The following is a 23,888-nucleotide window of genomic DNA, read 5'->3' as shown; positions in this document are numbered from 1 at the left end:
CGTCAAAAAACTTCTCTTGGGAGATTTAGTTGCGTGGTGAGCGCCATGCAGAGTTCCTGCCATCAGGGGTTCTGTCATGGCGCGACCTCAGAGCGAGTCCAGCCTCGGGCATGGCTCGACCGTTCGGCGTGAACGCCGCGTCCGGTCAGCGATGTCAGAGATGGAGGGTTCGCGAGGTCAGCGCGTACTCGGCGCTCCGTCGCAGGCGGGGGGCTGGAGGTCGGACTGATCTAAACCGGCATCATTGGAATAGGAATAGGAAACGTGTTTCAATACCGCGTTGCGTCCGTAAAACATGATACCTCCCCGTCCTGCCGTGATTGCTCACGGCAAGGTCCTACGTGTCCAATAGACAACCGCGGCGCAATGGTGTCGCGGATGCCTGCCCGAGTACTAGTTGTCCGCTCGACTTCGCCTCATGCGCGCCGGAGTAGCTTTACGACATCTCTCATTTGCGCTTGGCGCGAGCAGGACGAAATCCTGCTTGGAGACATTCAGACAAAGAGCTACCGTTCCCACAGTGCTGTGGGTTTGAACCGACTATCGCTTGTTGATGCGTTGCCAACGTGCCCACCGCCGCCGATTTGCACGCTCGCCCCGTTTCCGATACCGCGCTGGTCTCAAGATCGTGGGCGCCGCTGACGACTTAAGGAATACACTAAGCGGAAAGACTCGCAACGGAATTGATTCACACTTGAGGCATCTAAAATCTTGACCAGCGTTAACGCGGCGCGCGAGTTGTTCACAGGTCTGAGACCAAGAGTTTGAATCCGCGTGGAGAATCGAAGACGAGACGCGTTGTGTGACAATCCGCGTACAGCGGCCAAAAAAAATTCAAAAAACCTTCACGCGCCGACTTCGCCGGGGCGTTTTCCAAATGCTTGCTGTCACTATGTTGATAAGTTGTTCGCGAAACATCGTTTTTTGAGTCGCGTTTCACAGGGTAACTCCACCGATGGATCCACTCCTGTGAATCTACGGTGTGCAGAACTCGCGCGCGAGCGAATTCAACTTAAGCCCGTCCCGCAAGGGTTTTTCGCAGCGCGGTGAAAGTTTCCGCTGTTGCAAAATCGTCCGCGGTAAAACTACGGACGTATCATCCTGCCGTCGAGATGAAGCTCGCAACGTCGATCGTTGGTCGAGCGACTGCTTGCGTGAATTGTGACAGAACGAAAAGCCCGGCACGAGGCCGGGCTGATGTGACGAACGCGATGTCGCTTCAACCGATCGAACGACTCGCTCGGCGTGCTCGGCCGCCTTACTTGGCGAGCTTGGCGATCTGCGCGGTGAGGCGCGAGACTTTGCGGCTGGCGTTGTTCTTGTGAATGATATTGCGCTGCGCGGCGCGCATCAGGGCGGGCTCGGCAGTCGCCAGCGCCTTCACGGCAGCGGCGCGGTCGCCGGTCTTGATGGCTTCCTCGACGGTGCGAACTGCGCCGCGCATCTGAGTGCGGCGCGACTTGTTGACGGCAGTGCGGCGGGCGATCTTGCGCGTCGCTTTCTTGGCGGAAGTGGTATTGGCCATGGTCTCAATATCCTTTGCGGTACCGGTCGCGTCTTGGTCGGGTAGCGCCGGCTGCTTGACCGCGGAATCGACGCTCGGATTTAGGGTGTTCGGTTGCTGGGCCGTTCCCGGAACATGAGGCCTCAGAGAGCCTGCAACTGCTCAAAGAACAGCGGCGGCGGGATTGCGCCCGCCGCCAGTTGGCGCCCTTATAGAGGGGGTCTGCGGCACCGTCAACGCTTTCCGGGGCCGGAAAACGGCGCTTCTGGGCGCTCCAGGAAGGGTGTAACGCCCTGAAGCGGTTGAATTTCTGCCGTCGCTTGGCTATTGGCTGGCGGGCGGTATACGGGTCGACCGATCGGACGACCATCTGGGGTGAGGCATGATCCGCGGCTTTTTCCGACTGATTGGGCTGTTGCTGCTCGCCGGCGGGTTCATCTTTATGGTCTATGACGGCGCCCGCTGGGTGGCCGACCAGACCCTGCGCTTCACCCGTTTCGGCCAGTTCTGGAACGACATCAACCAGGCCAGCCAGTCCGCCTTCCGGACCTGGGTCGAAGCCAAGGCGCCCTGGCTCTGGACCTCCGTGATCCGCCTGGTGCTGGATCAGCCGGTCTTCGCCGTGCTCGGCATTTTGGGCATCTTGCTGATGATCCTGTTCCGGCCGCGCAAGCCGCTGATCGGATATTCCCGGGATTGATCTTCAATTCCCGCGTGGCTGAACCGCGCGAAGGCGCGGCGTAACAACGCTGCCCTCGCTGACGTAGACACCTATATTCCCACCTGATGGCGAGCACGCCGCCCGAGCATCTGGCTCGCGCGACGGACGCTCGTTCCGGAGACTCAATCATGCTGTTCATGCGCAAGAGCACCGCATTGCCGAGCGCAGCCGAGGCGCTGCCCGGCCGTGCCCAGGCCATCCCGACTGCAACCACGCATTTCGTCAACGGCAGCAAGCTCAAGCCGCCTTATCCGGCCGGCCTCGAGCAGGCCGTGTTCGGTCTCGGCTGCTTCTGGGGCGCCGAGCGCAAATTCTGGGAGCTCGGCGAGGGCATCTACACCACCGCCGTCGGCTATGCCGGCGGCCACACGCCGAACCCGACCTATGAAGAGACCTGCTCGGGACGCACCGGCCACACCGAAGTGGTGCTGGTCGTGTTCGATCCGAACAAGATCCCTTACGAGAAGCTGCTGAAGACGTTCTGGGAGAACCACAACCCAACGCAGGGCATGCGCCAGGGCAACGACATCGGCACGCAGTACCGAAGCGCGATCTACACCTATTCCGATGCGCAAAAGAAAGCGGCTGACGAGTCGAAGGCGCTCTATCAGAAGGCGCTCGCCGCGAAAGGTCTCGGTGCCATCACCACCGAGATCGCGCCCGCCGGCGAATTCTATTTCGCCGAAGATTATCATCAGCAATATCTGGCGAAGAACCCCGCCGGCTATTGTGGCCTCGGCGGTACCGGCGTGTCCTGCCCGATCGGGGTTGGTGTGCGCGTGTAAGTCGTAGTCTGTGCCGTCATTCCGGGGCGCGCGTCAGCGCGAACCCGGAATCTCGCGCCACAACCTCTGGATTCCGGGTTCGTCGCCGGCGCGACGGCCCGGAATGACAGCGCGGTAGCGCCGCAACCACCCCGCTCAACGCTTTATTAACCATAGCCGGTGCATCAGTGGAGCCGTCTCGTTTCGAGGGATAGGTCCGGTGCCGGTTGCACGCGCGTTTCGATGGTCGATCCTGACAGCCTGTTGGGCAGCGTCCGCCGCGCTGGCCCTTGGCGGCTGCATGCAGACAACCGGTCCTGTCGCATACGTCCAGCCGCGCCCCGATCTCGACGCCATGGCCTATGGCGCTCCGCAACCGGTCGTCGTTGCCAACAACGGCGGCGGCGCCATCGCCGCGCTCAGCAATTCCTTTGCCTCCTCGCCTGCGCCGATGCCCCTCGGCTATGCCGCGCCGGTGGCGGCGCCCGTCCGCTACGACACCTCCTACCATCTCGACGCCGGCGACAAGCTGCGCGTCGTGGTCTACGGCCAGGAAGGTCTCACCAACAGCTACGCCATCGATGCCGGCGGCTCCATCACCATGCCGCTGATCGGCGCCGTGCCGGCGCGTGGCCGCACCACCGCGGGGCTCGCCGGCGAGATCGCCGCGCGCCTGCGCAACGGCTACATCCGCGAGCCCTCGGTCGCCGTCGAGATCGACGCCTATCGTCCGTTCTTCATTCTTGGCGAAGTCTCCGCGCCCGGCCAGTATCCCTATGTGCCGAACATGACGGTCGAAAGCGCCGTCGCGATCGCCGGCGGCTTCTCGCCGCGCGCCAAGCGCGATATGGTCACCGTCACGCACACCGAAGCCGGCGGCGCCATGCGCGCCGTCGTCCCGCTCGGCACGCCGCTCGCGCCGGGCGACACCGTGTTCGTCGGCGAGCGCTGGTTCTGACGCTCGAGATTCCGGGCTCGCGCTCCGCGCGCCCCGGAATGACGGAGGGATAGACGAGCGCGCTGTGTCCTCACCGCCTGAAATCCAGCCGCCCGTTCGGAAAGCATCCGTCGATCCGCGTATCATCGACCACGAGCCCGACCCACGGCCGCGTGATCGCCGGGTTGGTGAGGTTGATGTACTTCCCGACCAGCCGCGGACCCTCGCGCGCAGCATCGATCAGTCCGTGCCGGCGGCCACGATCCCAGTCGAAGCGCAGATAGATGCGCTCGCCGATGACGCGCACTTCCGCGCGCCCCTCTTTCCACTTCTCCGGCGTGTCGCCCGCAATGGTCGGATCGGCGCCGCCGTTCCAGCGGCTCGCCCAGACGCCTTCGAGCGGATCGGAGGGCGCGACAATGGACGCCCATGCCGCCGCATTGACGTCGCCCGCATCGCCGGCAAGTGCCGCGCTCGCGGCATAGTCCATGACCTCGCGATCATCAGGCGCGGGCACGTCCATGGTGCCGAACGGATTGCGGATGACGATGTTCGTGTTGGCCTGCTGCATGATGGGTTCCCGGCGTCAGTTGGCGTGATCGGCCAGCTCTATCGCCGGGCGGCAGCATGCAGCCACCCGATTTCTGCTGAGGACGTCGTTGTCGGGCTTGACCCGGCAATCCATTGGCTTGGCAAAAAAGACTTGCCTGATGGATGTGCGGGTCAAGCCCGCGCATGACGAGTGGCGCTACTTCAAATGCCTCGCGAAGAATTCCATGCTGCGCGGCCAGGCGATCTCCGAGCTCGCCTTGTCGTAGCTCGGCCGCTCGTCGCAATGGAAACCGTGCTGGGCGCCCGGATAGATGAACACCTCCACATCCGGCCGCTTTGCCTTGACGGTCTCGACATCGGTCAGCGGGATGCCGGAGTCCTTCTCGCCGAAATGCAGCTGCGTCGGAACCTTCGGCTTCTCGTCGGCAAAGCGCACGACGGCGCCGCCGTAATACCCGATCGCAGCCTTGAGGCCGGACAATCGCGTCGCCGCGACAAAGGCGATGCTGCCGCCGAGGCAGAAGCCGATGATGCCGACGGGGCCGACGCTTTTCACGGCATCGATCGCGGCCTGGGTGTCGCGCAGCATCGCCTCCCAATCGGGATTTGCCACGAACTTGCGCGCTTCAGCGATCTCGTCGGGCGTGTAGCCGGACTGGAAGCCCGGCGAGGTGCGGTCGAAGATCGACGGCGCGATCGCGACATAGCCTTCGCCCGCGAGACGGTCGCAGACCGAGCGGATGTGGTGATTGACGCCAAAGATCTCCTGGATCACCACCACCGCGCCCTTCGGCGTGCCGGAAGGGTCAGCGCGATAGGCGCCGAGCTGGAAATTGTCGGAGGCCGTCAGTTTGATGTCCTGTCCCACGCGAATTGTCCTTCTTGATGGTTCGATCCGAAATTTCAGCGCCCGCTCCTCATCCTGAGGAGCGCGTCAGCGCGTCTCGAAGCATGAATGGCCCGGATGCAGCAGCGGGGGCCTTCATCCTTCGAGACGCTTGCTGCGCAAGCTCCTCAGGATGAGGAGACACCTCACTCCCACATCCAGTTCTCGCCGTAGTCCTCCTTCCATCCTGCCAGCCGTCCATGACGAAATTGCAGGAATAGGCGGTGGCGGTAGGGGACCAGGCCGCTGCCGCCGATGTTGCGCAGCGCAAGGTAGATCTCGTTCCCGGGCCGTCCCCGCACATATTGCAGCGGCTGCCCGAGCGCGCGCGCGGTCTGCCCGGCGTCCATGCCGAAGGCGAGCGGGATGTTGTTCGACAAGGTCGTGACGAAGGGCTGGCGCACGCCGCCGAACGGCTCGGCCTGCGCCGATATCGAGAGCAACATCGCGCTGGCTGCCAACATCGCCCGCTTCATTGCCTGTGTTCCTGTCCGAGGGTCTATGCCGGCAAGTTCTTCAGGAAAGGCATCACGGCGTCAACAAAAGCCTTGGGCTGATCGATGTTGACGGCATGTCCGGCGGCGGGGATCACGACCTTTTGTGCGCCGGGAATTTTCGCCGCCATGTAGTCCGACGCCGCCAGGAACGGCGTGTCGTCGGCGCCGACCACGATCAGGCTGGGTACCTTGATCTCGGGCAACAGCTCGATGACGCGGGCATCGCGCTGAGTCAGCATGCCCCGCGCCGCAAGGGCGAGGCCGCTGGTGTCGCGATGGTTCGCGGTGGCGCGCTCGCGCGTCGCCGATTTCAGCACCGCAAGCCCCTCCTGATCGAGCTTGTCCGCGGTGGCGAGCGCCCGCGCATTCCAGGCCTCGCGCGCGTCATCTTTCTTGAAACCGGGGCCGGTGTCGATGATCAGCAGCGCGCGGGTGCGTTCCGGATGCGTGCGATAGAACGCCAGCGACATGTAGCCGCCGAGCGAGAGCCCGCCGATGATGGCGCGCTCCGCGCCAACGGCATCAAGGATCGCCGCGATGTCGCCGACCGTCAGCGCTTCGCTATAGGCGTTGGGATCGTCGGGATAATCGGACTGGCCATGGCCGCGCATGTCCCACAGGATCAGCTGGTGGTCTTTCGCCAGCGCATCGATCTGCCCATGCCACATCGCCGAGGTCGAGGAATAGCCGTGGGTGAGCAGCAGCGGCGGCCCGTCGCCATGAACCTCATAGTAGATACCGACGCCGTCCCGATCGATCTTCGGCATTGTTTCCGCCCTTTCTTTTTTCTCACCGCGACACAGTACTTCACCCTTCAGGGAAGGGCTCGCTTTGGATCGGCCCGGTCAAGCCGGGTGATGACGGCGGAGGGTAGGCGGACAGCGCCGCAAAAAATTTTCCTTATCCATCAATGCCCGTTCTACTGTGCATGGGGTTGTTTTTCGCCCAGTTCCCTAAAATTGCGGGCAATGCCTCAGGGTTCCATTGAGCACGCCTCTTAAGGGGCGGAGAACCTGATCCGGCTTAGGCTGACGCCAAATCCAGTCCCGTGCTTTGGGGAAGCCATGACCGCCTCAGCCAAACCCGCCGCCAAACGCCGGCTTCTGCTCGCCTCCGACCGGAGCGACGAAAGCACCGAGCTCGCCAGCATCCTGAAGGCGGTGGGCGATGTCTCGACGGTGACGACGGAGGGCATTCCCGAGCAGCCCTCGCGCGATCTCTCCGGTCTCGTCGTCGACATCAATCTGCGCTCGCCCGAGAGCGTGCAGCGGGTGCGCAACAAGCTGCGCGGTGATGCCTATCGTTCGATGCCGAGGCTGTTCGTGCTGGCCGATGCCCTGCATCACGGCACCATGCAGGCCTGGGCGCTCGGCGCGACTGATACCATCTCGCGGCCGCTGCAGTCGGAAGCCATTCTCCAGCGCATTCGCGCCGCTTTTCCCGACACCGCCGTCTACGACGCGACCGACCGCGGCAAGACGCTCAACCGCGGCGTCGAGGCCGCGCATGCGGTGCTGGCAAAGATGTTCGAGAAGCTGCCGCTCGGCGTGCCCCTGACCTTCGACGACGTGATCGCAGCCGAAAGCAAGATCCTGAAGGCGATCAAGCACTCGTCATTGCGCGAATGGCTCACCACCGTCGGCTGCCACCATGTCGGCAGCTATCGCCACTGCCTGTTCGTCACCGGCTTTGCGGTTGCCTTCGCACAGCATCTCGGCATGCGCGAGGACGACCAGCGTCGCCTGACCCGTGCCGCGCTGCTGCACGACGTCGGCAAGGCTTTCGTTCCGTCCAACCTGCTCGACAAGCCCGGCAAGCTCACCGACGAGGAGATGGCCGAGGTCCGCCAGCATCCGCGCCGCGGCTATGACGCGCTCGCCGCGCAAGGCGGCTTTCCGCCGGAGATGCTCGACGTGATCCTGCATCACCACGAATTCCTCGATGGCAGCGGCTATCCCAACGGCCTGTCGTCGAACCAGATCAGCGACATCGTGCGTCTGACGACGATCGTCGATATCTACGCGGCGCTGGTGGAGAAACGGGCCTACCGCATGCCCTTCACCCATTCGCGCGCCTTTGCGATGATGGAAAGCATGGGCGGCAAGCTGGACCAGCAATTGCTGCAGGCGTTCCGCCCGGTGGCGCTGGGGTCGTTCTGATTTTTTGACGAGGCGTTCCGGGGCGCGCGAAGCGCGAGCCCGGAATCTCGAGATTCTCAGGTGCGCAACTGCGCACCATAGTTCTGTGCTTCGCACCGCTCGGAACGAGTGTGGTCACCCCACCATCTTCCGCAGCTCAGCCTTCGCCACCTTCTCCAGCGTCGAGCGCGGCATGTCGTCGACGAGCCTGATCTCGCGCGGCACTTTGAAGTCGGCGAGGCTCTTGCGGCAGGCCTCCATCACGCGGTCCTGCAGATCGGGCGCGGCACCCGCGACGCCGCCCTGCGGGATGATGAACACGACCGGCACCTCGTCCAGCATCGGATGTTTCTTCGCCACCACGGCGGCCTCGCGCACGCCCGGCACGAGCGCGATCACCTGCTCGATCTCGGAAGCCGCGACATTCTCGCCGCCGACCTTCAGCATGTCCTTGGCGCGGTCGCCGAACTTGATGAAGCCGTGCTCCAGCCGCTCGACGCGGTCGCCGGTGAGGAAGAAGCCGTGCTCGTCAAAACTCTCGCGCGTGGCTTTCTCGTTGTGCAGATATTCGGCGAACAGCGACAGGCCGGGGATGCCCTTGATCGCGAGATTGCCGGTGTCGCCGACGGCGGTCGGCCGTCCGTCATCATCTGTGATGCGGATCTGATATTCCGGCGCGGCGCGGCCGATCGACATCGGGATGTTGGGCTGGTCGACCTCGCCGAGGATGCCATGGGTGATGGTCTCGGTCATGCCCCACCAGCCGATCATCTTGACGCCGAAGGCGGCGAAGGCCGGCGGCTCGTTGATCGCGGTGCCCCACAAACGGAATTTGTGGTCTTTCGGGATCTCCTGCTCGAGCAGCGCCTTCATGCAGAACGGAATCGTCGAGGTCCAGGTCGCGCCGTGCTCGCGCGCGACGTTCCAGAACCGGCTCGCGGAGAAGCGCGGCTGGATCACGCAGGTGGCGCCGACCCACAGCGTCGCCAGCATGGAGTAGGCGAGGGCGTTGGTGTGGAATAGCGGCAAGTATGCCTGGTGCACGTCGCCGGCGTGAAGGTCCTCATGCGCGGCGTTCATCTTTGCGCCCCACAGCGCGTTGGCGTGGGTCCACAGCACCGCCTTCGGCCGCGACGTCGTGCCCGAGGTGTACTGCACGCTGCACGGCGCGAGCGGGTCGGTCGCACGTTTGGGACGGTCGGCACTGTCGGCGAACAGCGATTCAAAGCTGTCGGTGCGCGACACCGCCTGCACAGACGCCGCGCCGGCATCATGCGAGGTCACGGCCATCCAGCGGATGTTGCGGCAATTCCGCGCGACGATCTCCGCATAGGCCGGCTGCGTGATCGCGGCGACCGCGCCGCAATGATCGGCGAAATATTCGATCTCGGCCGGCGCCGAGCGGGTGTTGGTGGTGACTGCGATGGCGCCCAGCTCGACACAGGCAAACCAGGCCAGCATCGCCTCGATGCAATTGTCGAGGTGAATGAGCACATATTCGCCCGATGTCACGCCGCGCTTCGCCAGCCCCGCGGCGAGCGCGCCGACCCGCTCGTGAAACTCGCCATAGCTCCAGCGCCGCGCCGGCGCATCGAACGGCGCCCAGATCAGGAACGGGTGATCGCGACGTACCTCCGCGCGCAGCTTGAGCAGCCAGGGCACGTCGAGCCCGTCGAATGGCCCCACGATTCCGGCTGCGGTCTGTTGAATGGCCATGGCTCCTCCCGTGCAGCCTGCATCTTGCTGGCGGCTTTCTTTGGATTATTGCGTCTTTCTGCCATTGGATGACGCGGGGAGCAAATCGGAGGAGATGCTCGAGGTGGCCCGCGCTCTCTCCCCGTCATTGCGAGGAGCCCTTGCGACGAAGCAATCCAAGTCTCTCCGCGGAGGGATTCTGGATTGCTTCGCGGAGCCTGTCATCGGGCCGCGCTTCGCGCGGACCCGTTGGCTCGCAATGACGGCGGTGAGGGTCGGCAGGGGAGCCCTATCAGCCTCAATCCTCGTACGACGAAATCTCGATCAGGTTCCCGTCCGGATCGCGGCAATAGACCGAGCGCAGCGTGCCGCGGGCGCCTTGCCTCGGGCCCGGGCCTTCCTCGATCGCGACGCCGTTCGCCTGCAAATGCGCCACGACGTCGTCGGGCGCAGCGGAGGTGAGGAAGCACAGATCGTCGCTGCCCGCGGTCTGGTGCTCGGCGGCGAACCACTCGACCTTGTCGGCATCGCGCGGCCGGACGTTGATCTTCTGGTTACCGAATTCCAACGATGTCCGCGGCGCTTTGCCGCCGCCAGGGTCGAACAGCTTGACTTCCATGCCGAGGATCTTGCGATACCACTCGGCGGTCACCGCGACGTCGGCGACGTTGATCACGAGATGATCGAGGGCTTCGACCTTGACTGTCATGCCTTATCCTTTCGTCGTGATGCGCCAGGTGCACTTTCCGCCTGCGGTAAGCTTTGTTACAACCGCATCGACGACACTTTCAAGATATCCGGCCTTCAAGAACAACGCTCTTTGAAGAACAACACGCTTTGAAGAATACCACCTGGGAGAACCCTTGAGATGATCACTCGCCGTACCGCGCTGGGTCTGCTTGCCGCCACGCCTCTTGCAGCCAGCCCGCTGTCGAAGGCCCTTGCCGCGGATTATCCGTCCCGGCCCGTGAAATGGGTGGTCGGCTATCCGCCGGGCGGGGCCACCGACATCCTGGCGCGGCTGATCGGCCAGCGGCTGTCGGAGAAGCTCGGCCAGCAATTCGTGATCGAGAACAAGCCGGGCGCCGGCAACAACATCGGTACCGAATCGGTCGTCAATGCCGAGCCCGACGGCTACACGCTGCAGCTGGTCAATCCGGCCAACTACATCAACGCCTCGCTCTACGCCAACCTCAAGTTCAACTTCGTGCGCGACATCGCGCCGGTCGCCTCGTTCCAGCGCGTGCCGAACGTGATGACCGTCAACAAGGACGTGCCGGCCAAGAACGTCGCCGAGTTCATCGAATATGTGAAGGCCAATCCCGGCAAGGTGAATATGGCCTCGTCCGGCAACGGCACCTCGGTGCATCTGTCCGGCGAGATGTTCATGGCGATGACCGGCTGCAAGATGCAGCACGTGCCCTATCGCGGCGCCGCGCCCGCGATCACCGACATGCTGGGCGGCCAGGTGCAGGTGATCTTCGATAACATGCCCTCGATCATCCAGCACATCCGCTCCGGCTCGCTGCGCGCGATCGGCGTCACCACCGCGCAGCGCTCGCCGCAGCTGCCGGACGTGCAGGCGATCGCCGAGACCGTGAAGGACTACGAGGCCAGCGCGCTGTTCGGCATGGGCGCGCCGAAGAACACGCCGAAGGAGATCATCGCCAAGCTCAACAGCGAGATCAACACGCTGATGAAGGAGCCCGACATGACCAAGCGCCTGGTGGAGCTCGGCGGCGAGCCGCGGGTGCAGACGCCGGAGGCGTTCGGCGAGGAGATCAAGGCCGAGACCGAGAAGTGGAAGAAGGTCGTCGAGTTCGCCGGCCTCAAGGTCGAGTAGCGGTCTTGTGATGACCGAGAATGGAGCCCTGCCGTTCGGCAGGGCTTTTTCTTGCGTATCTTGTTCTGTTGCGGCGGAATAAGGCGGCGCCGCGAGACCTGATGAGAGAAAGGCGCGCATCTCATGCCGCGAGGAGAGGAGTTGGGATCATGCGCAAGACGCAATTGGCACTGCTGACGTTGGGCGCGACCGTTCTTGCCGGCTTCGTCACGGCGGCGCCGGCCGCCGCCCGCGACTATCCCTGGTGCGCGCAGGGCGGCGAGTATGATTATCCCGGCGAATGCGCCTACAGCTCCTATGAGCAATGCCTCGCCAGTGTGTCCGGCCGGCTGCTGTATTGCGACCGCAACCCCCGCTTTGCCTATGGCCAGCAACCGCTCCCCCAACCGCGGCTGCAGCGTCGCATGAGGCCCGTGGCGCCGTACTGATCGCGCTTCGCACGGATCGCCGCCCGATCACGCAGTCGTGCGGACCGGCGCCCGCCGGTTTCCACTTGACGCATCTTTGCTCGTGCCTATACTAAACCACATGGTTAAGTATCAGGACGACGGACTGGACCGCACCTTTGCCGCGCTCTCTGACCCGACGCGCCGCGCATTGCTGGCGCGCCTCGGCGAGCAGGACGGCCTGTCAGTGAGCGAGCTCGCCGCACCGTTTCCGGTCTCGCTGCCGGCGATCATGAAGCATCTCGATGTGCTCACGGATGCAGGCCTGATCGTGCGGGAGAAGACCGGGCGCACGGTGTCGTGCCGGCTCACGGCGCAGCCGATGGAGCAGGCGATGAACTGGCTCAATCGCTACGCACAGTTCTGGTCGGAGTCGTTCGACCGCCTTGCCGCTTTCGTGGAGGAAGACACATGGCCAACGCAGCCGTCGACGCCGATCCCCGCCCGGCCGCTCGCCCCACCGAACGACCAAGCCTCACGCTCACGCGCCGGCTCCGCGCGCGGCCGGAAAAAGTCTACGCCGCCTGGACGCAAGCCGCGCAGCTAGCGCAATGGTTCGGGCCGCCGAACATGAAGCCGGCGACGCTTGAGGCCGAGCTCGACGTCCGCACCGGTGGCCGCTTTCGCATCAGCTTTACACGCGATGACGGCGAATATTTCGAAGCGAGCGGCATCTATCGCGAGGTCGTGCCGAACGAGCGCCTGGTCTTCACTTGGGCCTGGCACTCGACCCCTGAACGCGAATCCCTGGTGACGATCACGTTCAAGCCGGATAGCGCCGGTACGCTGATGGTCTTCCATCACGCCCAGTTCTTCGACGAGACCGCACGCGACAACCACCAGCGCGGCTGGAGCTCGTTCTTCGACAAGCTCGATGCCTTTGTTACCTGAAGTCCCTCAGAGGAGAATGCCATGCAGCCTCATCAGATCGTCTCGCGCGAACAATGGATCGCAGCGCGCAAGGCTCATCTCGCGCATGAGAAGGAGCTTAGCCAGGCCCGCGAGCGCCTTGCCGAGGAGCGCCGTGCGTTGCCCTGGGTCAGGGTCGACAAGGACTACGTGTTCGAGGCTCCCACCGGCAGGGTGAGGCTCGGCGATCTGTTCAAGGGCCGTCCGCAGCTTGTGGTCCAGCACGTGATGTTCGCACCCGACTGGGACGCGGCCTGCAAGAGCTGCTCCTTCTGGGCCGACGGCCTCGATCGCATGGCGCCGCATCTGGCCGCGCGCGATACCACCGTGGTGGCGATCTCGCTGGCACCGGTCGCAAAGCTCGAAGCCTTCAAGAGGCGGATGGGCTGGACGTTCGATTGGGTCTCGTCAGGCGGGTGCGACTTCAATCGCGATTACGGGGTCTCGTTCACGCGCGAAGAGATCGACAAGGGTGTCCTGAAATACAATTTCGGCACCACGCCGTTCTATGGCCCCGAACTCCCCGGCATCAGCGTGTTCTTCCGGAACGACGCCGGTGAGGTCTTTCACACCTATTCGTGCTTCGCCCGCGGCCTCGACATGATGAACGCCGCCTATCAGTACCTCGACCTCACCCCGCTCGGCCGCCACGAGGACGGCCTGCCCTATCCGATGGACTGGGTCCGCCTGCGCGACCAATACGAGCCGCAAGCCGCGAAGGCGGCGTGCTGCCACGGGTGAGAGAGCGGGTTGCTGCCGCGAACTCTAATCTATCACCGTCACCCTGAGGTGCTCGTCCTGCGGTGCGCCGCAGGACGAGCCTCGAAGGGCGACGGCCCAGTCGTATCCGGGCCGTTCATCCTTCGAGGCTCCCGGCGCGATGCTTGGCATCGCGCCGCTCGCACCTCAGGATGACAAGGGCTCGTTGTTTGACCAGCTTCACCGCTTCGCGTCGGCCTGCTCCGTGGCATTGCACGAGATCAGCATCGTATAGGGCCGCGCGATGCCGGCGATGTCGGTGGTCTTGAGCTCGCCCTTGGGTTCGGCGGTCTGGTAGGGCACCACGGAATTATCGAGGAAGTCGCGCAGCGCGCCGGTCTTGATGGCGAAGTTGATGTTCTCGGGAATGTTGCCGGTTGCGACCGCGATCCGCAGAGTGTCGAGCTTTCCCGTGACCACGCCCACGATCTGCCCCGTCGTGTCGAACAACGGGCCTCCGCTGTTGCCGGGCTGTACGGGGGCACTGATCTGCAGGAAACGCGAATCGTTGCGCATGCCGCTGAGCGAACTCACGATGCCGGTGGTCACGGTGAAGTCCGAGCTTAGCAGCCCGTGGTAGGGAAAGCCGATCGCGACCACGGAATCGCCGGAGCGGATCGAGCGGTCGCGGATCCGGGCAAACTCCTTGAACGTCGCTGTCGGCGGCGCCTGCAAAAGGGCGAGATCGTTGTTTGCATCACTCGATACGACGCGCAACGCCATCGCGGCCTCGCCCGTGAGATTGCCCTTGAGGTCGCTGCAGCCCTCGATCACATGGTTGTTCGTGACGATGTGCCCATTGGCGCTGACCACGAAGCCGGTGCCGGTCTTGGACTTGGCGGACTTGCCGGCCGGCGGTGAGGCCTGCTTATCCGCCGTGACCGCTGGCTTCGCGGCACCCTTGGCGAAATCCCCGGCCTTGCTGAGCCCGTCCGCTTTCACCCGTGTGACGCAATTTGCCAGCGCTGCGACCACGGGCGCTGTCGACGTCAACACGAATTGGAGCGGCTTGCTGCCGTTGGTCGCCACCACCATCAGGCTTGCCTTCTGGAAGGTGCGAGCGACGTTGAGGGGCAGGATGGTCGTCACCATGTTGGGAGCGTTGGCGGTCGCGAACAATCTAGCCTGCTCCTGGCCGTCGAAGATGAAGTCGACCGGCGCGGTATCGCCCTTGTTGAAGTGAAAGCCGGGGCTGGCAAAGCTCAGAAGCCAGGAGCCGGCCGCATTCTGCGCGACGACGAGACTCACCCCATTGGCGTAAGGCGCGGTAGCCGCGCAATGGGAGAAGGCGCCCGTCTCGTCATTGCTGAAGGCGCCGCCGATCCAGTTGCCCACATTGACTGAGCCGAACGGCCCCGCCGCCTGCGCCATGCCGACGACACTGAGTTGCAGGCAAGACGCAACGACAAATGACTTAAGCCACATACTCTTCCCCCAGGAACATTATGGGAACATCTTAGCGGCCGGGGCAGGGGCGCGCAACCGGCGGTTGTCTGCCCCGGGTCAGGTCTCATTCGAATGATCGCGCCCTTGCATTTACTTTGCACTGCTATATACTTTGCGATACAAAGTAACGGGGCAGCAATCCCGACCAGCACGGGTGGAGCGAGGTTTGGCGTTGCCGATGCGCGATCTCGACAAGGCACTGGCCGACATCGTGGCGATCCGCAGCCAGATCGCGGCGGGCACTGCGTTCCGCGGCTATGGCCCGGCGACGATGGCTGCCACCGGCGCCGTCGCACTGATCACAGCAATCCTGCAATTCTGGCTGCTCGGTGATCCCACAAGTGAGCCGATCGGTTTCTTTTTCGGCTGGTTCATCGCCGCCACGCTCTCCGTCCTGATCATCGGCATCGAGATGCGGGCGCGCTCGCGCCGTCATCATTCGGGTCTGGCCGACGCCATGATCCATCAGGCGGTCGAGCAGTTCCTGCCCGCGGCCGTCGCCGGCATCCTGCTAGCCGTCGTGATGTGGAAGTTCGCGAGCGAGAGCCTGTGGCTGCTGCCGGGCCTGTGGCAGATCCTGGTGTCGCTTGGCATCTTCGCCTCGGTCCGTTCGCTGCCGCGCACCGTCGCGCTCGCGGGCGCCTGGTATTTCATCTCCGGCTTTGCGGTCGTGGTGCTCGCGAGCCGGACCCACACGCTGTCGCCATGGACGATGGGCCTGCCCTTCGTGATCGGGCAATCCGTAATGGCGGCCATCCTGTATTTCGCGTCCGGAGACCATGATGTCGAAGACTGACAACGCGCCCTTCTCCTATGAAGGGCTGGACCGCGTGATCCACGAGAAGGCGAGGCTCGGGCTTCTGACCTCGCTGATGGCCCATCCCAAGGGACTGGCGTTTGCTGATCTCAAGCAGCTTTGCGGCCTCACCGACGGCAATCTCAGCCGGCATCTCGCCGTGCTCCAGGAGGCCGGGCTCGTCGAGGTCACCAAGGGCTATGAGGGCAATCGCCCGCACACGACCTGCCGGCTGACCAAGGCCGGCCGCCGCCGCTTTCTCGACTATCTCGCCGTGCTCGAGCGCCTGGTGCGCGACGCCGCCAGGGCCGCTGGCCGCGAGGCGCCGCCGCTCGGCCACCTCGGCATGGTCTCGACCTGATCCTCTCCTTTTTGACCGGAGACTTTGCAATGCAAAGTGACAAGACGTCCAGCAACATGACCTCTCGCAACGAGAAGCTACACGTCGGCATCATCATGGACGGCAACGGCCGATGGGCAACGCGGCGCGGACTGTCGCGGGTACGCGGCCATGAAGCCGGCGTCGAGACCATCCGCCGCATCGTCGAGGCCGCGCCCAAGCAGGGCATCGGCACGCTGACCCTCTATGCCTTCTCCACCGACAATTGGCGAAGACCCAAGGCGGAAGTCGCCGCGCTGATGACCTTGCTGCGGCTTTATCTCGCCAACGAGGTGCAGAGCCTGGTCAGGAACGGCGTGCGTCTCACCGTGATCGGCCGCCGCGACCGCCTGCCTGACGGGATCGCCAACGCGATCACGCGCGCCGAGGCCGCAACCGCCCACGGCACCACGCTTCACTTGCGCATCGCCGTCGACTATTCCGCGCGCGAGGCCATACTCAACGCCGCGGCCAAGGCGGCGGCGCTGACCAGCCTCACCCGTGAAGCCTTTTCACAGCTGGTCACGGGCGAAGCCGGCCTTCGCGACGTCGATCTCATCATCCGCACCTCGGGCGAGAAGCGCCTGTCCGACTTCCTGCTCTGGGAAGGCGCCTATGCCGAGCTGCACTTCACCGAGCGGATGTGGCCCGAATTCGACGCCGGCGATCTCGCCGCGGCGTTGGCCTCCTTCCATGGCCGCGAGCGCCGCTTCGGTGGCCTCCAAGCCATTTTGCCGGAGGAGGTGCCCTCGCTCTCTCGGGCGTGATCGTGAAACGGCGCCGAGCAAGAGGCACCGCAGCAAGTCACGCACGATAGTTTCAAGTTCAGTCGGGGGATTGGGATTCTTCATAGAAGCGGGACGGACGATGACACCGATGCGCCGTGTGTGACGCGCGGCACAGGGCAACGCGCGGGTCGTTTCGGCCGCAACTTTGGCAGCCATGTCCAAGCCGCGCGTGCACCGTCTCGGCTAGATCTGCAAGTCCCAGCCACCGGCCTCGGCGACTGGCAGTCGACCACTTCGCCAAGCGCCTGTCGCGCTAAGCATGATCCGGAAAAGTGCGCAGCGGTTTCCGAAAAGATCATGCGCAAACAACAAGCTAAAGCGCGATGACGATTCATCCTGATCTCATCGCGCTTTAGCTCTGATCCGGAGCGCAGCGCCATTCCGGAAAGATCGTGCGCAAACATAGCCTCAAGCCATGCCGGAAATTTGAGCAAGCCTGCGGCGCGGATCGTGCTCTACTGCCCACTTGACGGGAGTTTTGCAGGATGCGCGCAATTCTGGATTATTGCACCGGCGGGACCGAGCGGCAGGTCGCGGCCGGCACGCACCTTGTGACCGAGGGCGGCGCCTCCGGCCATCTCTATGTGCTGATGCAGGGCAAGCTCGAAGTGCTCAAGGGCGAGATGGTGGTTGCCACCGTCACCGAGCCCGGCGCGGTGCTCGGCGAGATGTCCGTGCTGCTGGGTCTGCCGCACACCGCGACGGTGCGGGCCTGCTCCGACGCGGTCGTCTACGAGTTCGAGGATGCGGCCTCGTTCCTGAAGCAGACCCCCGAGGTGGCGCTGCTGATCGCAAAGATGCTGGCGCAGCGGCTCAACGCCGCCAACACCTATCTCGCCGATCTCAAGCGGCAATATGCCGGCCACGGCACTCATCTGGCCATGGTCGGCGAGGTGCTCCAGAGCATGATCAACCTGCCGCCGCTCGAGGTTTCGCCAGGCTCGGATCGGCAATCCGATCCAAGAATGTAAGCCAGTCCGGCGGCTCCTCGATCGAGTTGGCGGGCCGCTGCAGCGGTGCGTTCAGGTCGATCCACTGCGCTTCGCCCGCCGCCAGCCAGAACGCCTTGTCCGCATCGAGATCGAGCACGATATGCGTCGGCGGCCGGCCCGGCTGCAGGCCGGCATTGAACACCCAGGTCTGGCCCAGCCGGTCGAACCACGAGCCATCGGTGATGAAGGGCGATTGATGCACATGGCCCGAGATCACCATCGACGGCTGATACTGCATGATCCATTGCACCAGCTCGACGTCGCCGAAGAAGCGCTTGCCGCCCCAGCTCGTCGGTGAGTTCGCCGGCGGCGCATGATGCGCCCAGATCCAGTGCGGCGGCCGATTGGCCGCGGCCTCCCGCAGCTGCTCGACGATGCCTTGCCTGACCAGCGGCCCGTCCCACCACGGGCATACCGTGAACAGGGTGTCGCCGATGGTGAGGCTGTCGCCGTCGCAGGCAATCCCGAGCTCGCGCACCTCGGATATCCAGCGCGAGATCTTTTCGCCTTCCGCATTGCGCTCGTCGAGATCGTGATTGCCGGAGCAGAGGATGACGCGGGTCTTCGCCGCGAGCAGCGAGAGGTACTTCTTCACCACCACGATCTGCGCGCGGAAATCCACCATCGAGCCGATGTCGAGCGCATCGCCGGCGAAGATCACGAGGTCGAACTCCTGGGCCGCGCTGACCAGCCAGTCGAGCTGCGGCAGCGAATAGTGCAGGTCGGCCACGACCAGGCAGCGCATCGAAAATCCGTTCGCGATTGAAAATGTCTGGGAATTCCAAACGTCATAAAGCAAGAAGCAGACCAGCACGGCCGCTCCTTCCGGTCAGTCCAATGAGCGGGAGCATGCTGCGGCGCGCTGCAGCGCGCAAGGGGCCTGCCGGCGCAGGGCTGGACCGGATCGCCGAATTCTGATGTCGTGGCGCACCCTCAACACGGGCGTCCGCATGACCTCCTTCAAGACCATTCGTGCCCGCGCCGAGACGCGCAAGGGCGGGCCCAAGGCGCTCGAAAAGCTGATGCCTGACAAGCCCGACCTGAAGGGTCTCGCAAAGCTCGGCGACGACCGTATCCTCGCCGAGATGACGAAGCGGGTGTTTTGCGCGGGCTTTGCCTGGAGTGTGATCCACTCGAAATGGGACGGCTTTGAAGAGGCCTTCCTGCATTTCCAGCCGGCCAAGCTGAGCTTCCAGCCCGAGGATTATTGGGAGGGCCTCTTGCGCGACGCGCGCATTGTGCGCAACGGCGCCAAGATCATGTCGGTGCGGGAGAACGCCGCCTTCGTGCAGGAGATCGCGAAGGAGCACGGCAGCTTCGGCAAGTTCCTGGCGAAGTGGCCGCCGTCGAACGAGGTCGGCCTGCTCGATCTCCTCGCCAAGCGCGGCAGCCGGCTCGGCGGCAACACCGGCCAGATGCTGCTGCGCTTCGTCGGCTGGGATGGCTTCGTGACATCAAAGGACGTCGTCGCCTGCCTGCGCGAGGCCGGGCTCGACATCGCCGAAGAGGTGAAGTCGAAAGGCGATCTCGCCAAGGTGCAGGCGCAGTTCAACGCCTGGGCCGAGGAGACCGGCCTGCCCTATACATATCTGTCACGCATCTGCGCGCTCTCGGTCGGCGAGAACCACAGCGCGTAGCGTTTTTCGCTTGCGCTAAAGCATGATCCGGAAACGTGCGCAGCGGTTTTCCGAAAAGATCGCGCTCAAACGACACCGAGAGTGCGGTGACGATTCATCCCAATCTCATCGCGCTCTAGCCGGATCGTGCACATCGTGTGGCGCCTCTGTGCCGCGGGCGCGGCCGATGAAACCCGCGATCACGAATTGCATTTCGCAGGAACGTTTGTGCCCAGTGCCTGTTCGGCAGTTGAGCTAGGCGGCCACGACGCAGGGAACGCCTGCTCCGGCCCGGACCTTAGGCCCGAGCCGACGAAACCGGACACGACAGACACGGAGCAGCCCCGATGAAGCTAACGTCCGAACAGGTCAAGCAGACCGTCAACCAACTCGGCGCTCAGGTGCTGCCCGACGAGCATCCCGCCATGCCCCAGCTCAACAGCATGTTCGGCGAGCACACCTTCTTCGTCGACGAGATGGGCCTCAAGGTGCTCGAGCCCACCCCGTCGCTGGGCACGGAACGCGAGAGCGGCGAAGTCGTCAGCCTCGCCGATTGGGGCGATGCCGACCTGACGCGCCTGATGGCCCATGAGCCCGAGCCGACCGGCGTGATCGTGGTGTTCGAGCATGTAAGGCATTGAGTTCAGCGAGGACGAGGGCCGCGCCCGGCCCTCGTCCGGTGTCGCGATCGTCGCTCTGGGGTCAAGGCGGTTCCGCGCGCGACGCGAGGAGAGTGCGGTTACGTCGGTCGCGTTGCCGTGACGGAGGACACATACCGAGACCCGCTCCCTTTCCGCCGCGAACGCTGGCTCGCATCCTCTTTCTTTGCGTCGGCGCCACCTTCGTCAGCCTCCAAACGCGCCCGCGACTGCATCAAGCGGCGGTGCCGCGGAAGCACCGGAGGTGACGGCGAAGGCCGGTGCGGTCAATTTCCCGTAAAAAACATGCTTCATAACCTGGATAGTTGACCTTATGGGCCATAACAGGCTTGGATTGTAGGACTCCTTTGTCCGATTGGGTGCCGAGCCATGTCCTGGAACTACTCTGTCCAATTGAGCGATCCGTCCAACGCCGGCGGCTCCGCAGACCCCATTTTGATTTACGACATCGAGCAGGCGCTTGGAGTCTGGTCCCAATATATTTTGGGAACGGGCACCCTGGTGGTCGCGCTAAATGTGGCTGCTACTCAGGAGGGACGAGAGGCGGGAGGGCCTACCTCGTCCGCATATACGGGGACCACGGCTCAAGGTCTGTCGGTCTATGAATCGTCCGCTCTCTACGAGCTCACAACCGGTCATCATGTAAGCGGTACGACGAGCGACATAACGATCACGATCGATCCTGGATATTTCAAGTACCTCGATCTCGCCTCAGGGCTTACATACGGCAGCCAAGTACCGAGCAACGAGTACAATCCCATTGTCGTCTTTTTGCACGAGTTGATGCACCTGGCATGTCTGGCTGGTACAATCAGTCAGGTGCGCTGCCCGGCAACTACGAGTCTACGTTCGACACGTTCCTTTCGAAAACGGCATCAGGACAAGTCTATTTTACCGGTGCGAATGCTGAAGCCGCTTACGGCGGTCCCGTGCCGACTACGAGCAACAGCACGGCAGGCGAAAATTACTATCACTTTGGAAACCAGCAATCCGACTTGAATGCCACGCCATCTACCGTTCAGGACCCGCTTACATTGGATCTCATGAACGGCATCGTTTTCTATTACGACTACCAATACGCCATCTCCGCGCTGGATCTGGGGGTGCTGAAGGATATCGGCTACAATATCCGTACCGCACCGATCGTCGCCGCGCACGATATTAGTGCCACGCGCTACCAGAGTTTTGCAGCGTCGTCACTATTCACCGCGAGTACGGCCGCCGGGGATTCGATCACCGAATACGCGCTGTGGGACACGAACGGCAACGGCCACTGGATCGTCAACGGCGTTCCGCAAGCAACGAACGTAGAGATCGACATTAGCGCAGCCCAACTTGCAAACACCACTTACCAGGCCGGTGCGGCCTCTGATCAACTTTGGATCAGGGCTTTCGATGGCGTCATATGGGGCAAATGGCAATCTTTCACGGTTTCGGTGCCGACCGATAAACCTCCAGTCGTTTCGGCTTCGAACGTGGCCGCGATCCGCGGCGAGACATCGGCTGCTGCTACGACCCTCTTCAGCGTGAGCGATGCCGACGGCGATACAATCACGCAATATGCGCTGTGGGACAGCAACGGCAACGGCCATTGGGTCGTCAATGGAGCAGTCCAGGCCTCCAATACGGAGATCGACATCACTGCCGCTCAGCTCGCGCAAACCAGCTACCAATTCGGTTCTGCGGCGGACCAGCTCTGGGTCAGAGCCAATGACGGAATCGTATGGGGAGCTTGGGTACCGTTTACGGCGACCCCCTTCGCAGACCATGCTCCCGTAGTCGGCGCGAGTGATTTTGCCGCGACCCACAACCAGAACATCGCGGCCTCCGGCCTGTTCACTGCAACTGATGTGGATGGGGACACGATAACCAACTACCAGCTCTGGGACTCGACAACGGATCCTTCCAGCGGTCATTGGGTTGTCGGCGGCGTTTCGCAGGGGTCGAATGTCGCCATCGACGTAAGCGCTGCGCAGCTGGCAACGACGACGTTCCAGAGCGGCTCCGGATCCGATGATTTGTGGGTGCGGGCCAATGATGGCACGCTATGGGGCGCGTGGAAGGAGTTCCACGTCAATGCTCCGATCGACAACGCTCCTGTGGTCAATGCATCCGATGTGAACGCTATCCATGGACAGAACATCGCTGCTGGTACCCTGTTCACGGCTAGCGATGCTGATCACGACGCGATCACCGGCTACCAGTTTTGGGATTCGACCGCCGATTCCGCGAGCGGGCATTTCGTGGTCGCTGGCGCTGCACAGCCTTCGAACCAGAGCATTGATGTCAGCGCCGCCCAGCTGGCGAATGCGTCATTCCAGAGTGGATCAGGATCGGATGACCTGTGGGTTCGCGCCTTCGACGGCACGAGCTGGAGCAGCTGGAAGGAGTTTCACGTCAACGCTCCGCTGGACAATCCTCCCGTCGTGACCGCAGCGGATTTCACAGCGACCCACAATCAGAATGTCGCCGCTTCAGCTCTGCTCTCGGCCTCTGATGCGGATGGAGACACTGTCACGAATTATCAACTGTGGGACTCGACGACTGACCCGAGCAGCGGGCATTGGGTGGTCGGGGGCGTTGCGCAGGCCGCGAACGTCGCTATCGGTGTCACGTCAGCGCAGCTCTCGACCACGACCTTCCAGAGTGGATCAGGCGCAGATGATCTCTGGGCTCGCGCTTACGACGGCTTTGCCTGGGGGCCGTGGAAGGAGTTTCACGTCAATGCTCCCTTGGATAGGGCGCCCGTCGTTACCGCACCGGACTACCATGCCGCACCCAGCCAGAGCATTGCGGCATCATCGCTCTTCTCGGTTTCCGATCCCGATGGGGACAGTATCACGCAATACCAGTTCTGGGATTCCACAGCCTCAGTCTCTAGCGGCCACTGGGCCATATCCGGGACCGTCCAGCCAGTGAACACTGCAATCAACGTCAATGCAGCTCAGCTCGCCGCGACGAGTTTCCAAAGCGGCACGGTGTCGGACGATCTCTGGGTGAGAGCCAGCGACGGCGTGTCGTGGAGTACATGGCAAGAGTTTCATGTGCTCGTGTAATAATCAGTCAAATGTCGGATGACATCCCGCAAATAACTGTTGTGCCCCAGTTCATACGCCTCGGTTCGTCAGCGAAGTTGCGCCTCGCCTAGCCGCGGGACTGGCCTCAACGGTAAGGAGGGGATCGTTCTCGGACAAGGGAGACCTTGAACGGTCCATGCTGGTGACGATCGAACCCTTCGGCATCGCCGGTTCTCGGAAGCTCTCCTGCATCAGATCCGCAAATAGGACAAACGCTCATCAATACCTCCTTGGGCGTGGCCCTCAGGGCCGGGACACCGAAAGCAGCTTCCTGGTGGAGATTCTCGTGGCCCATAAGGCCGCTCAGATTGGGCTTGGCCGGCCGTTTTTTTCGCGGAGACACTTGAAGACAAAGGCCGCAGCGAACTCAATCGCTGCGGCCCGCGCAAGGTCAATGAACCGGGTGAAAACGATCTAGGTGAACTATGGAGCCAGCCCCGGTTTGCCGAATCTTCCCGCTGCGTGAGGTTCCCGCGACCACAAA

The 23,888-nt window shown here is 63.3% G+C and carries 25 protein-coding genes and 1 pseudogene; 17 read left to right on the top strand and 9 right to left on the bottom strand.

Going from position 1 to position 23,888, the window contains the following annotated elements; translation table 11 throughout:
- Positions 1–1,258 precede the first annotated feature (1,258 nt).
- The gene (gene rpsT, locus AC5V87_RS39010; RefSeq protein WP_035704405.1) at positions 1,259–1,525 is read right to left on the bottom strand and encodes a 30S ribosomal protein S20; all 267 of its coding nucleotides are present in this window, start codon (positions 1,523–1,525) and stop codon (positions 1,259–1,261) included.
- Positions 1,526–1,886: 361 nt separating this feature from the next.
- Between rpsT and AC5V87_RS39005 the strand changes: the two genes are divergently transcribed.
- The 3 genes from AC5V87_RS39005 (at position 1,887) to AC5V87_RS38995 (ending at position 3,947) form a co-directional block, all read left to right on the top strand.
- Positions 1,887–2,204, top strand: a complete 318-nt coding sequence (locus AC5V87_RS39005) for a hypothetical protein (protein ID WP_027563964.1) — start codon at positions 1,887–1,889, stop codon at positions 2,202–2,204.
- A gap of 149 nt (positions 2,205–2,353) precedes the next feature.
- Positions 2,354–3,010, top strand: a complete 657-nt coding sequence (msrA, locus tag AC5V87_RS39000; protein WP_456841589.1) for a peptide-methionine (S)-S-oxide reductase MsrA — start codon at positions 2,354–2,356, stop codon at positions 3,008–3,010.
- A gap of 199 nt (positions 3,011–3,209) precedes the next feature.
- Positions 3,210–3,947 carry a polysaccharide biosynthesis/export family protein gene (locus AC5V87_RS38995; RefSeq protein WP_495369631.1) on the top strand — a complete coding sequence of 246 codons (738 nt, stop codon included), beginning with the start codon at positions 3,210–3,212 and terminating at the stop codon, positions 3,945–3,947.
- A gap of 70 nt (positions 3,948–4,017) precedes the next feature.
- On the opposite strand, the gene AC5V87_RS38990 is transcribed toward AC5V87_RS38995, so the two are convergent.
- The 4 genes from AC5V87_RS38990 to AC5V87_RS38975 form a co-directional block, all read right to left on the bottom strand.
- The gene (locus AC5V87_RS38990) at positions 4,018–4,497 is read right to left on the bottom strand and encodes a hypothetical protein (protein WP_495369630.1); all 480 of its coding nucleotides are present in this window, start codon (positions 4,495–4,497) and stop codon (positions 4,018–4,020) included.
- Positions 4,498–4,674: 177 nt separating this feature from the next.
- The gene (locus AC5V87_RS38985) at positions 4,675–5,346 is read right to left on the bottom strand and encodes a dienelactone hydrolase family protein (protein ID WP_495369629.1); all 672 of its coding nucleotides are present in this window, start codon (positions 5,344–5,346) and stop codon (positions 4,675–4,677) included.
- Positions 5,347–5,510: 164 nt separating this feature from the next.
- A complete protein-coding gene (locus AC5V87_RS38980; RefSeq protein WP_456841586.1) occupies positions 5,511–5,840 on the bottom strand; it encodes a hypothetical protein in 330 nt (109 codons plus the stop codon).
- Between the two features lie 23 nt (positions 5,841–5,863).
- A complete protein-coding gene (locus AC5V87_RS38975) occupies positions 5,864–6,628 on the bottom strand; it encodes an alpha/beta fold hydrolase (protein ID WP_495369628.1) in 765 nt (254 codons plus the stop codon).
- A 297-nt stretch (positions 6,629–6,925) separates the two neighbouring features.
- Between AC5V87_RS38975 and AC5V87_RS38970 the strand changes: the two genes are divergently transcribed.
- Positions 6,926–8,020, top strand: coding sequence for an HD-GYP domain-containing protein (locus tag AC5V87_RS38970; protein WP_456841584.1), 1,095 nt, complete (start codon positions 6,926–6,928; stop codon positions 8,018–8,020).
- Positions 8,021–8,134: 114 nt separating this feature from the next.
- Here AC5V87_RS38970 and AC5V87_RS38965 read toward each other — a convergent pair whose 3' ends face one another.
- The gene (locus AC5V87_RS38965; protein WP_495369627.1) at positions 8,135–9,715 is read right to left on the bottom strand and encodes an AMP-binding protein; all 1,581 of its coding nucleotides are present in this window, start codon (positions 9,713–9,715) and stop codon (positions 8,135–8,137) included.
- Between the two features lie 277 nt (positions 9,716–9,992).
- Positions 9,993–10,403: a VOC family protein gene (locus AC5V87_RS38960; RefSeq protein WP_495369626.1), complete on the bottom strand. Its 411-nt coding sequence runs from the start codon at positions 10,401–10,403 to the stop codon at positions 9,993–9,995.
- Between the two features lie 159 nt (positions 10,404–10,562).
- Between AC5V87_RS38960 and AC5V87_RS38955 the strand changes: the two genes are divergently transcribed.
- The 5 genes and pseudogenes from AC5V87_RS38955 (at position 10,563) to AC5V87_RS38935 (ending at position 13,633) form a co-directional block, all read left to right on the top strand.
- Positions 10,563–11,537 carry a Bug family tripartite tricarboxylate transporter substrate binding protein gene (locus AC5V87_RS38955; protein WP_495369625.1) on the top strand — a complete coding sequence of 325 codons (975 nt, stop codon included), beginning with the start codon at positions 10,563–10,565 and terminating at the stop codon, positions 11,535–11,537.
- Positions 11,538–11,686: 149 nt separating this feature from the next.
- Positions 11,687–11,965, top strand: a complete 279-nt coding sequence (locus tag AC5V87_RS38950; RefSeq protein WP_456841581.1) for a DUF3551 domain-containing protein — start codon at positions 11,687–11,689, stop codon at positions 11,963–11,965.
- A 100-nt stretch (positions 11,966–12,065) separates the two neighbouring features.
- Positions 12,066–12,530: an ArsR/SmtB family transcription factor gene (locus tag AC5V87_RS38945; RefSeq protein WP_456841580.1), complete on the top strand. Its 465-nt coding sequence runs from the start codon at positions 12,066–12,068 to the stop codon at positions 12,528–12,530.
- A gap of 11 nt (positions 12,531–12,541) precedes the next feature.
- Positions 12,542–12,874: pseudogene (locus AC5V87_RS38940) on the top strand (SRPBCC family protein); the annotation flags it as partial.
- Positions 12,875–12,895: 21 nt separating this feature from the next.
- A complete protein-coding gene (locus tag AC5V87_RS38935) occupies positions 12,896–13,633 on the top strand; it encodes a DUF899 domain-containing protein (RefSeq protein WP_456841579.1) in 738 nt (245 codons plus the stop codon).
- 198 nt (positions 13,634–13,831) lie between these two features.
- On the opposite strand, the gene AC5V87_RS38930 is transcribed toward AC5V87_RS38935, so the two are convergent.
- The gene (locus AC5V87_RS38930) at positions 13,832–15,076 is read right to left on the bottom strand and encodes a S1C family serine protease (RefSeq protein WP_495369624.1); all 1,245 of its coding nucleotides are present in this window, start codon (positions 15,074–15,076) and stop codon (positions 13,832–13,834) included.
- 199 nt (positions 15,077–15,275) lie between these two features.
- Here AC5V87_RS38930 and AC5V87_RS38925 point away from each other — a divergent pair, with 199 nt between their 5' ends.
- From AC5V87_RS38925 to AC5V87_RS38910, 4 genes are all read left to right on the top strand, one after another.
- On the top strand, positions 15,276–15,893 hold the full coding sequence (locus AC5V87_RS38925; protein WP_495369623.1) for a hypothetical protein: 618 nt from the start codon (positions 15,276–15,278) through the stop codon (positions 15,891–15,893).
- A complete protein-coding gene (locus tag AC5V87_RS38920; protein ID WP_456841576.1) occupies positions 15,880–16,254 on the top strand; it encodes a transcriptional regulator in 375 nt (124 codons plus the stop codon). Before AC5V87_RS38925 ends, AC5V87_RS38920 begins: the two co-directional genes overlap by 14 nt.
- Before the next feature lie 29 nt (positions 16,255–16,283).
- A complete protein-coding gene (locus AC5V87_RS38915) occupies positions 16,284–17,039 on the top strand; it encodes a di-trans,poly-cis-decaprenylcistransferase (RefSeq protein WP_495369622.1) in 756 nt (251 codons plus the stop codon).
- 506 nt (positions 17,040–17,545) lie between these two features.
- Positions 17,546–18,031 (top strand): Crp/Fnr family transcriptional regulator, encoded by a 486-nt coding sequence (locus AC5V87_RS38910; protein ID WP_495369621.1) that lies wholly within the window; start codon positions 17,546–17,548, stop codon positions 18,029–18,031.
- Here AC5V87_RS38910 and AC5V87_RS38905 read toward each other — a convergent pair.
- Entirely contained in the window at positions 17,970–18,797 is an 828-nt protein-coding gene (locus tag AC5V87_RS38905) for a metallophosphoesterase family protein (RefSeq protein ID WP_456841573.1), read from the bottom strand. The two genes, AC5V87_RS38910 and AC5V87_RS38905, sit on opposite strands and share 62 nt — an antisense overlap.
- Before the next feature lie 205 nt (positions 18,798–19,002).
- On the opposite strand from AC5V87_RS38905, the gene AC5V87_RS38900 reads away from it, so the two are divergent.
- The 4 genes from AC5V87_RS38900 to AC5V87_RS38885 all read left to right on the top strand — a co-directional run bounded on the left by AC5V87_RS38900 (position 19,003) and on the right by AC5V87_RS38885 (position 23,383).
- On the top strand, positions 19,003–19,689 hold the full coding sequence (locus AC5V87_RS38900) for a DNA-3-methyladenine glycosylase I (RefSeq protein WP_495372012.1): 687 nt from the start codon (positions 19,003–19,005) through the stop codon (positions 19,687–19,689).
- A 326-nt stretch (positions 19,690–20,015) separates the two neighbouring features.
- Entirely contained in the window at positions 20,016–20,309 is a 294-nt protein-coding gene (locus AC5V87_RS38895; RefSeq protein ID WP_456841572.1) for a hypothetical protein, read from the top strand.
- A gap of 387 nt (positions 20,310–20,696) precedes the next feature.
- Positions 20,697–21,326, top strand: a complete 630-nt coding sequence (locus AC5V87_RS38890; RefSeq protein WP_495369620.1) for a hypothetical protein — start codon at positions 20,697–20,699, stop codon at positions 21,324–21,326.
- A 44-nt stretch (positions 21,327–21,370) separates the two neighbouring features.
- Positions 21,371–23,383 (top strand): hypothetical protein, encoded by a 2,013-nt coding sequence (locus AC5V87_RS38885; protein WP_495369619.1) that lies wholly within the window; start codon positions 21,371–21,373, stop codon positions 23,381–23,383.
- Positions 23,384–23,888 lie beyond the last annotated feature (505 nt).

This window comes from Bradyrhizobium sp. SOJA106 (genome assembly GCF_059448745.1).
This window is presented reverse-complemented; position numbering and strand designations above follow the sequence as displayed.

What these genes read in the sequence shown, in the direction of transcription:
- AC5V87_RS38930 (WP_495369624.1), bottom strand. Translation starts at nt 15,076, where the DNA reads ATGTGGCTTAAGTCATTTGTCGTTGCGTCTTGCCTGCAACTCAGTGTC.
- AC5V87_RS38950 (WP_456841581.1), top strand. Translation starts at nt 11,687, where the DNA reads ATGCGCAAGACGCAATTGGCACTGCTGACGTTGGGCGCGACCGTTCTT.
- AC5V87_RS38895 (WP_456841572.1), top strand. Translation starts at nt 20,016, where the DNA reads ATGAAGCTAACGTCCGAACAGGTCAAGCAGACCGTCAACCAACTCGGC.
- msrA (WP_456841589.1), top strand. Translation starts at nt 2,354, where the DNA reads ATGCTGTTCATGCGCAAGAGCACCGCATTGCCGAGCGCAGCCGAGGCG.
- AC5V87_RS38925 (WP_495369623.1), top strand. Translation starts at nt 15,276, where the DNA reads ATGCGCGATCTCGACAAGGCACTGGCCGACATCGTGGCGATCCGCAGC.
- AC5V87_RS38900 (WP_495372012.1), top strand. Translation starts at nt 19,003, where the DNA reads ATGACCTCCTTCAAGACCATTCGTGCCCGCGCCGAGACGCGCAAGGGC.
- AC5V87_RS38980 (WP_456841586.1), bottom strand. Translation starts at nt 5,840, where the DNA reads ATGAAGCGGGCGATGTTGGCAGCCAGCGCGATGTTGCTCTCGATATCG.
- AC5V87_RS38955 (WP_495369625.1), top strand. Translation starts at nt 10,563, where the DNA reads ATGATCACTCGCCGTACCGCGCTGGGTCTGCTTGCCGCCACGCCTCTT.
- AC5V87_RS39005 (WP_027563964.1), top strand. Translation starts at nt 1,887, where the DNA reads ATGATCCGCGGCTTTTTCCGACTGATTGGGCTGTTGCTGCTCGCCGGC.
- AC5V87_RS38905 (WP_456841573.1), bottom strand. Translation starts at nt 18,797, where the DNA reads ATGCGCTGCCTGGTCGTGGCCGACCTGCACTATTCGCTGCCGCAGCTC.
- AC5V87_RS38965 (WP_495369627.1), bottom strand. Translation starts at nt 9,715, where the DNA reads ATGGCCATTCAACAGACCGCAGCCGGAATCGTGGGGCCATTCGACGGG.
- rpsT (WP_035704405.1), bottom strand. Translation starts at nt 1,525, where the DNA reads ATGGCCAATACCACTTCCGCCAAGAAAGCGACGCGCAAGATCGCCCGC.
- AC5V87_RS38975 (WP_495369628.1), bottom strand. Translation starts at nt 6,628, where the DNA reads ATGCCGAAGATCGATCGGGACGGCGTCGGTATCTACTATGAGGTTCAT.
- AC5V87_RS38890 (WP_495369620.1), top strand. Translation starts at nt 20,697, where the DNA reads ATGTCCTGGAACTACTCTGTCCAATTGAGCGATCCGTCCAACGCCGGC.
- AC5V87_RS38970 (WP_456841584.1), top strand. Translation starts at nt 6,926, where the DNA reads ATGACCGCCTCAGCCAAACCCGCCGCCAAACGCCGGCTTCTGCTCGCC.
- AC5V87_RS38910 (WP_495369621.1), top strand. Translation starts at nt 17,546, where the DNA reads ATGCGCGCAATTCTGGATTATTGCACCGGCGGGACCGAGCGGCAGGTC.
- AC5V87_RS38990 (WP_495369630.1), bottom strand. Translation starts at nt 4,497, where the DNA reads ATGCAGCAGGCCAACACGAACATCGTCATCCGCAATCCGTTCGGCACC.
- AC5V87_RS38945 (WP_456841580.1), top strand. Translation starts at nt 12,066, where the DNA reads ATGGTTAAGTATCAGGACGACGGACTGGACCGCACCTTTGCCGCGCTC.
- AC5V87_RS38960 (WP_495369626.1), bottom strand. Translation starts at nt 10,403, where the DNA reads ATGACAGTCAAGGTCGAAGCCCTCGATCATCTCGTGATCAACGTCGCC.
- AC5V87_RS38885 (WP_495369619.1), top strand. Translation starts at nt 21,371, where the DNA reads ATGAACGGCATCGTTTTCTATTACGACTACCAATACGCCATCTCCGCG.
- AC5V87_RS38920 (WP_456841576.1), top strand. Translation starts at nt 15,880, where the DNA reads ATGTCGAAGACTGACAACGCGCCCTTCTCCTATGAAGGGCTGGACCGC.
- AC5V87_RS38935 (WP_456841579.1), top strand. Translation starts at nt 12,896, where the DNA reads ATGCAGCCTCATCAGATCGTCTCGCGCGAACAATGGATCGCAGCGCGC.
- AC5V87_RS38915 (WP_495369622.1), top strand. Translation starts at nt 16,284, where the DNA reads ATGCAAAGTGACAAGACGTCCAGCAACATGACCTCTCGCAACGAGAAG.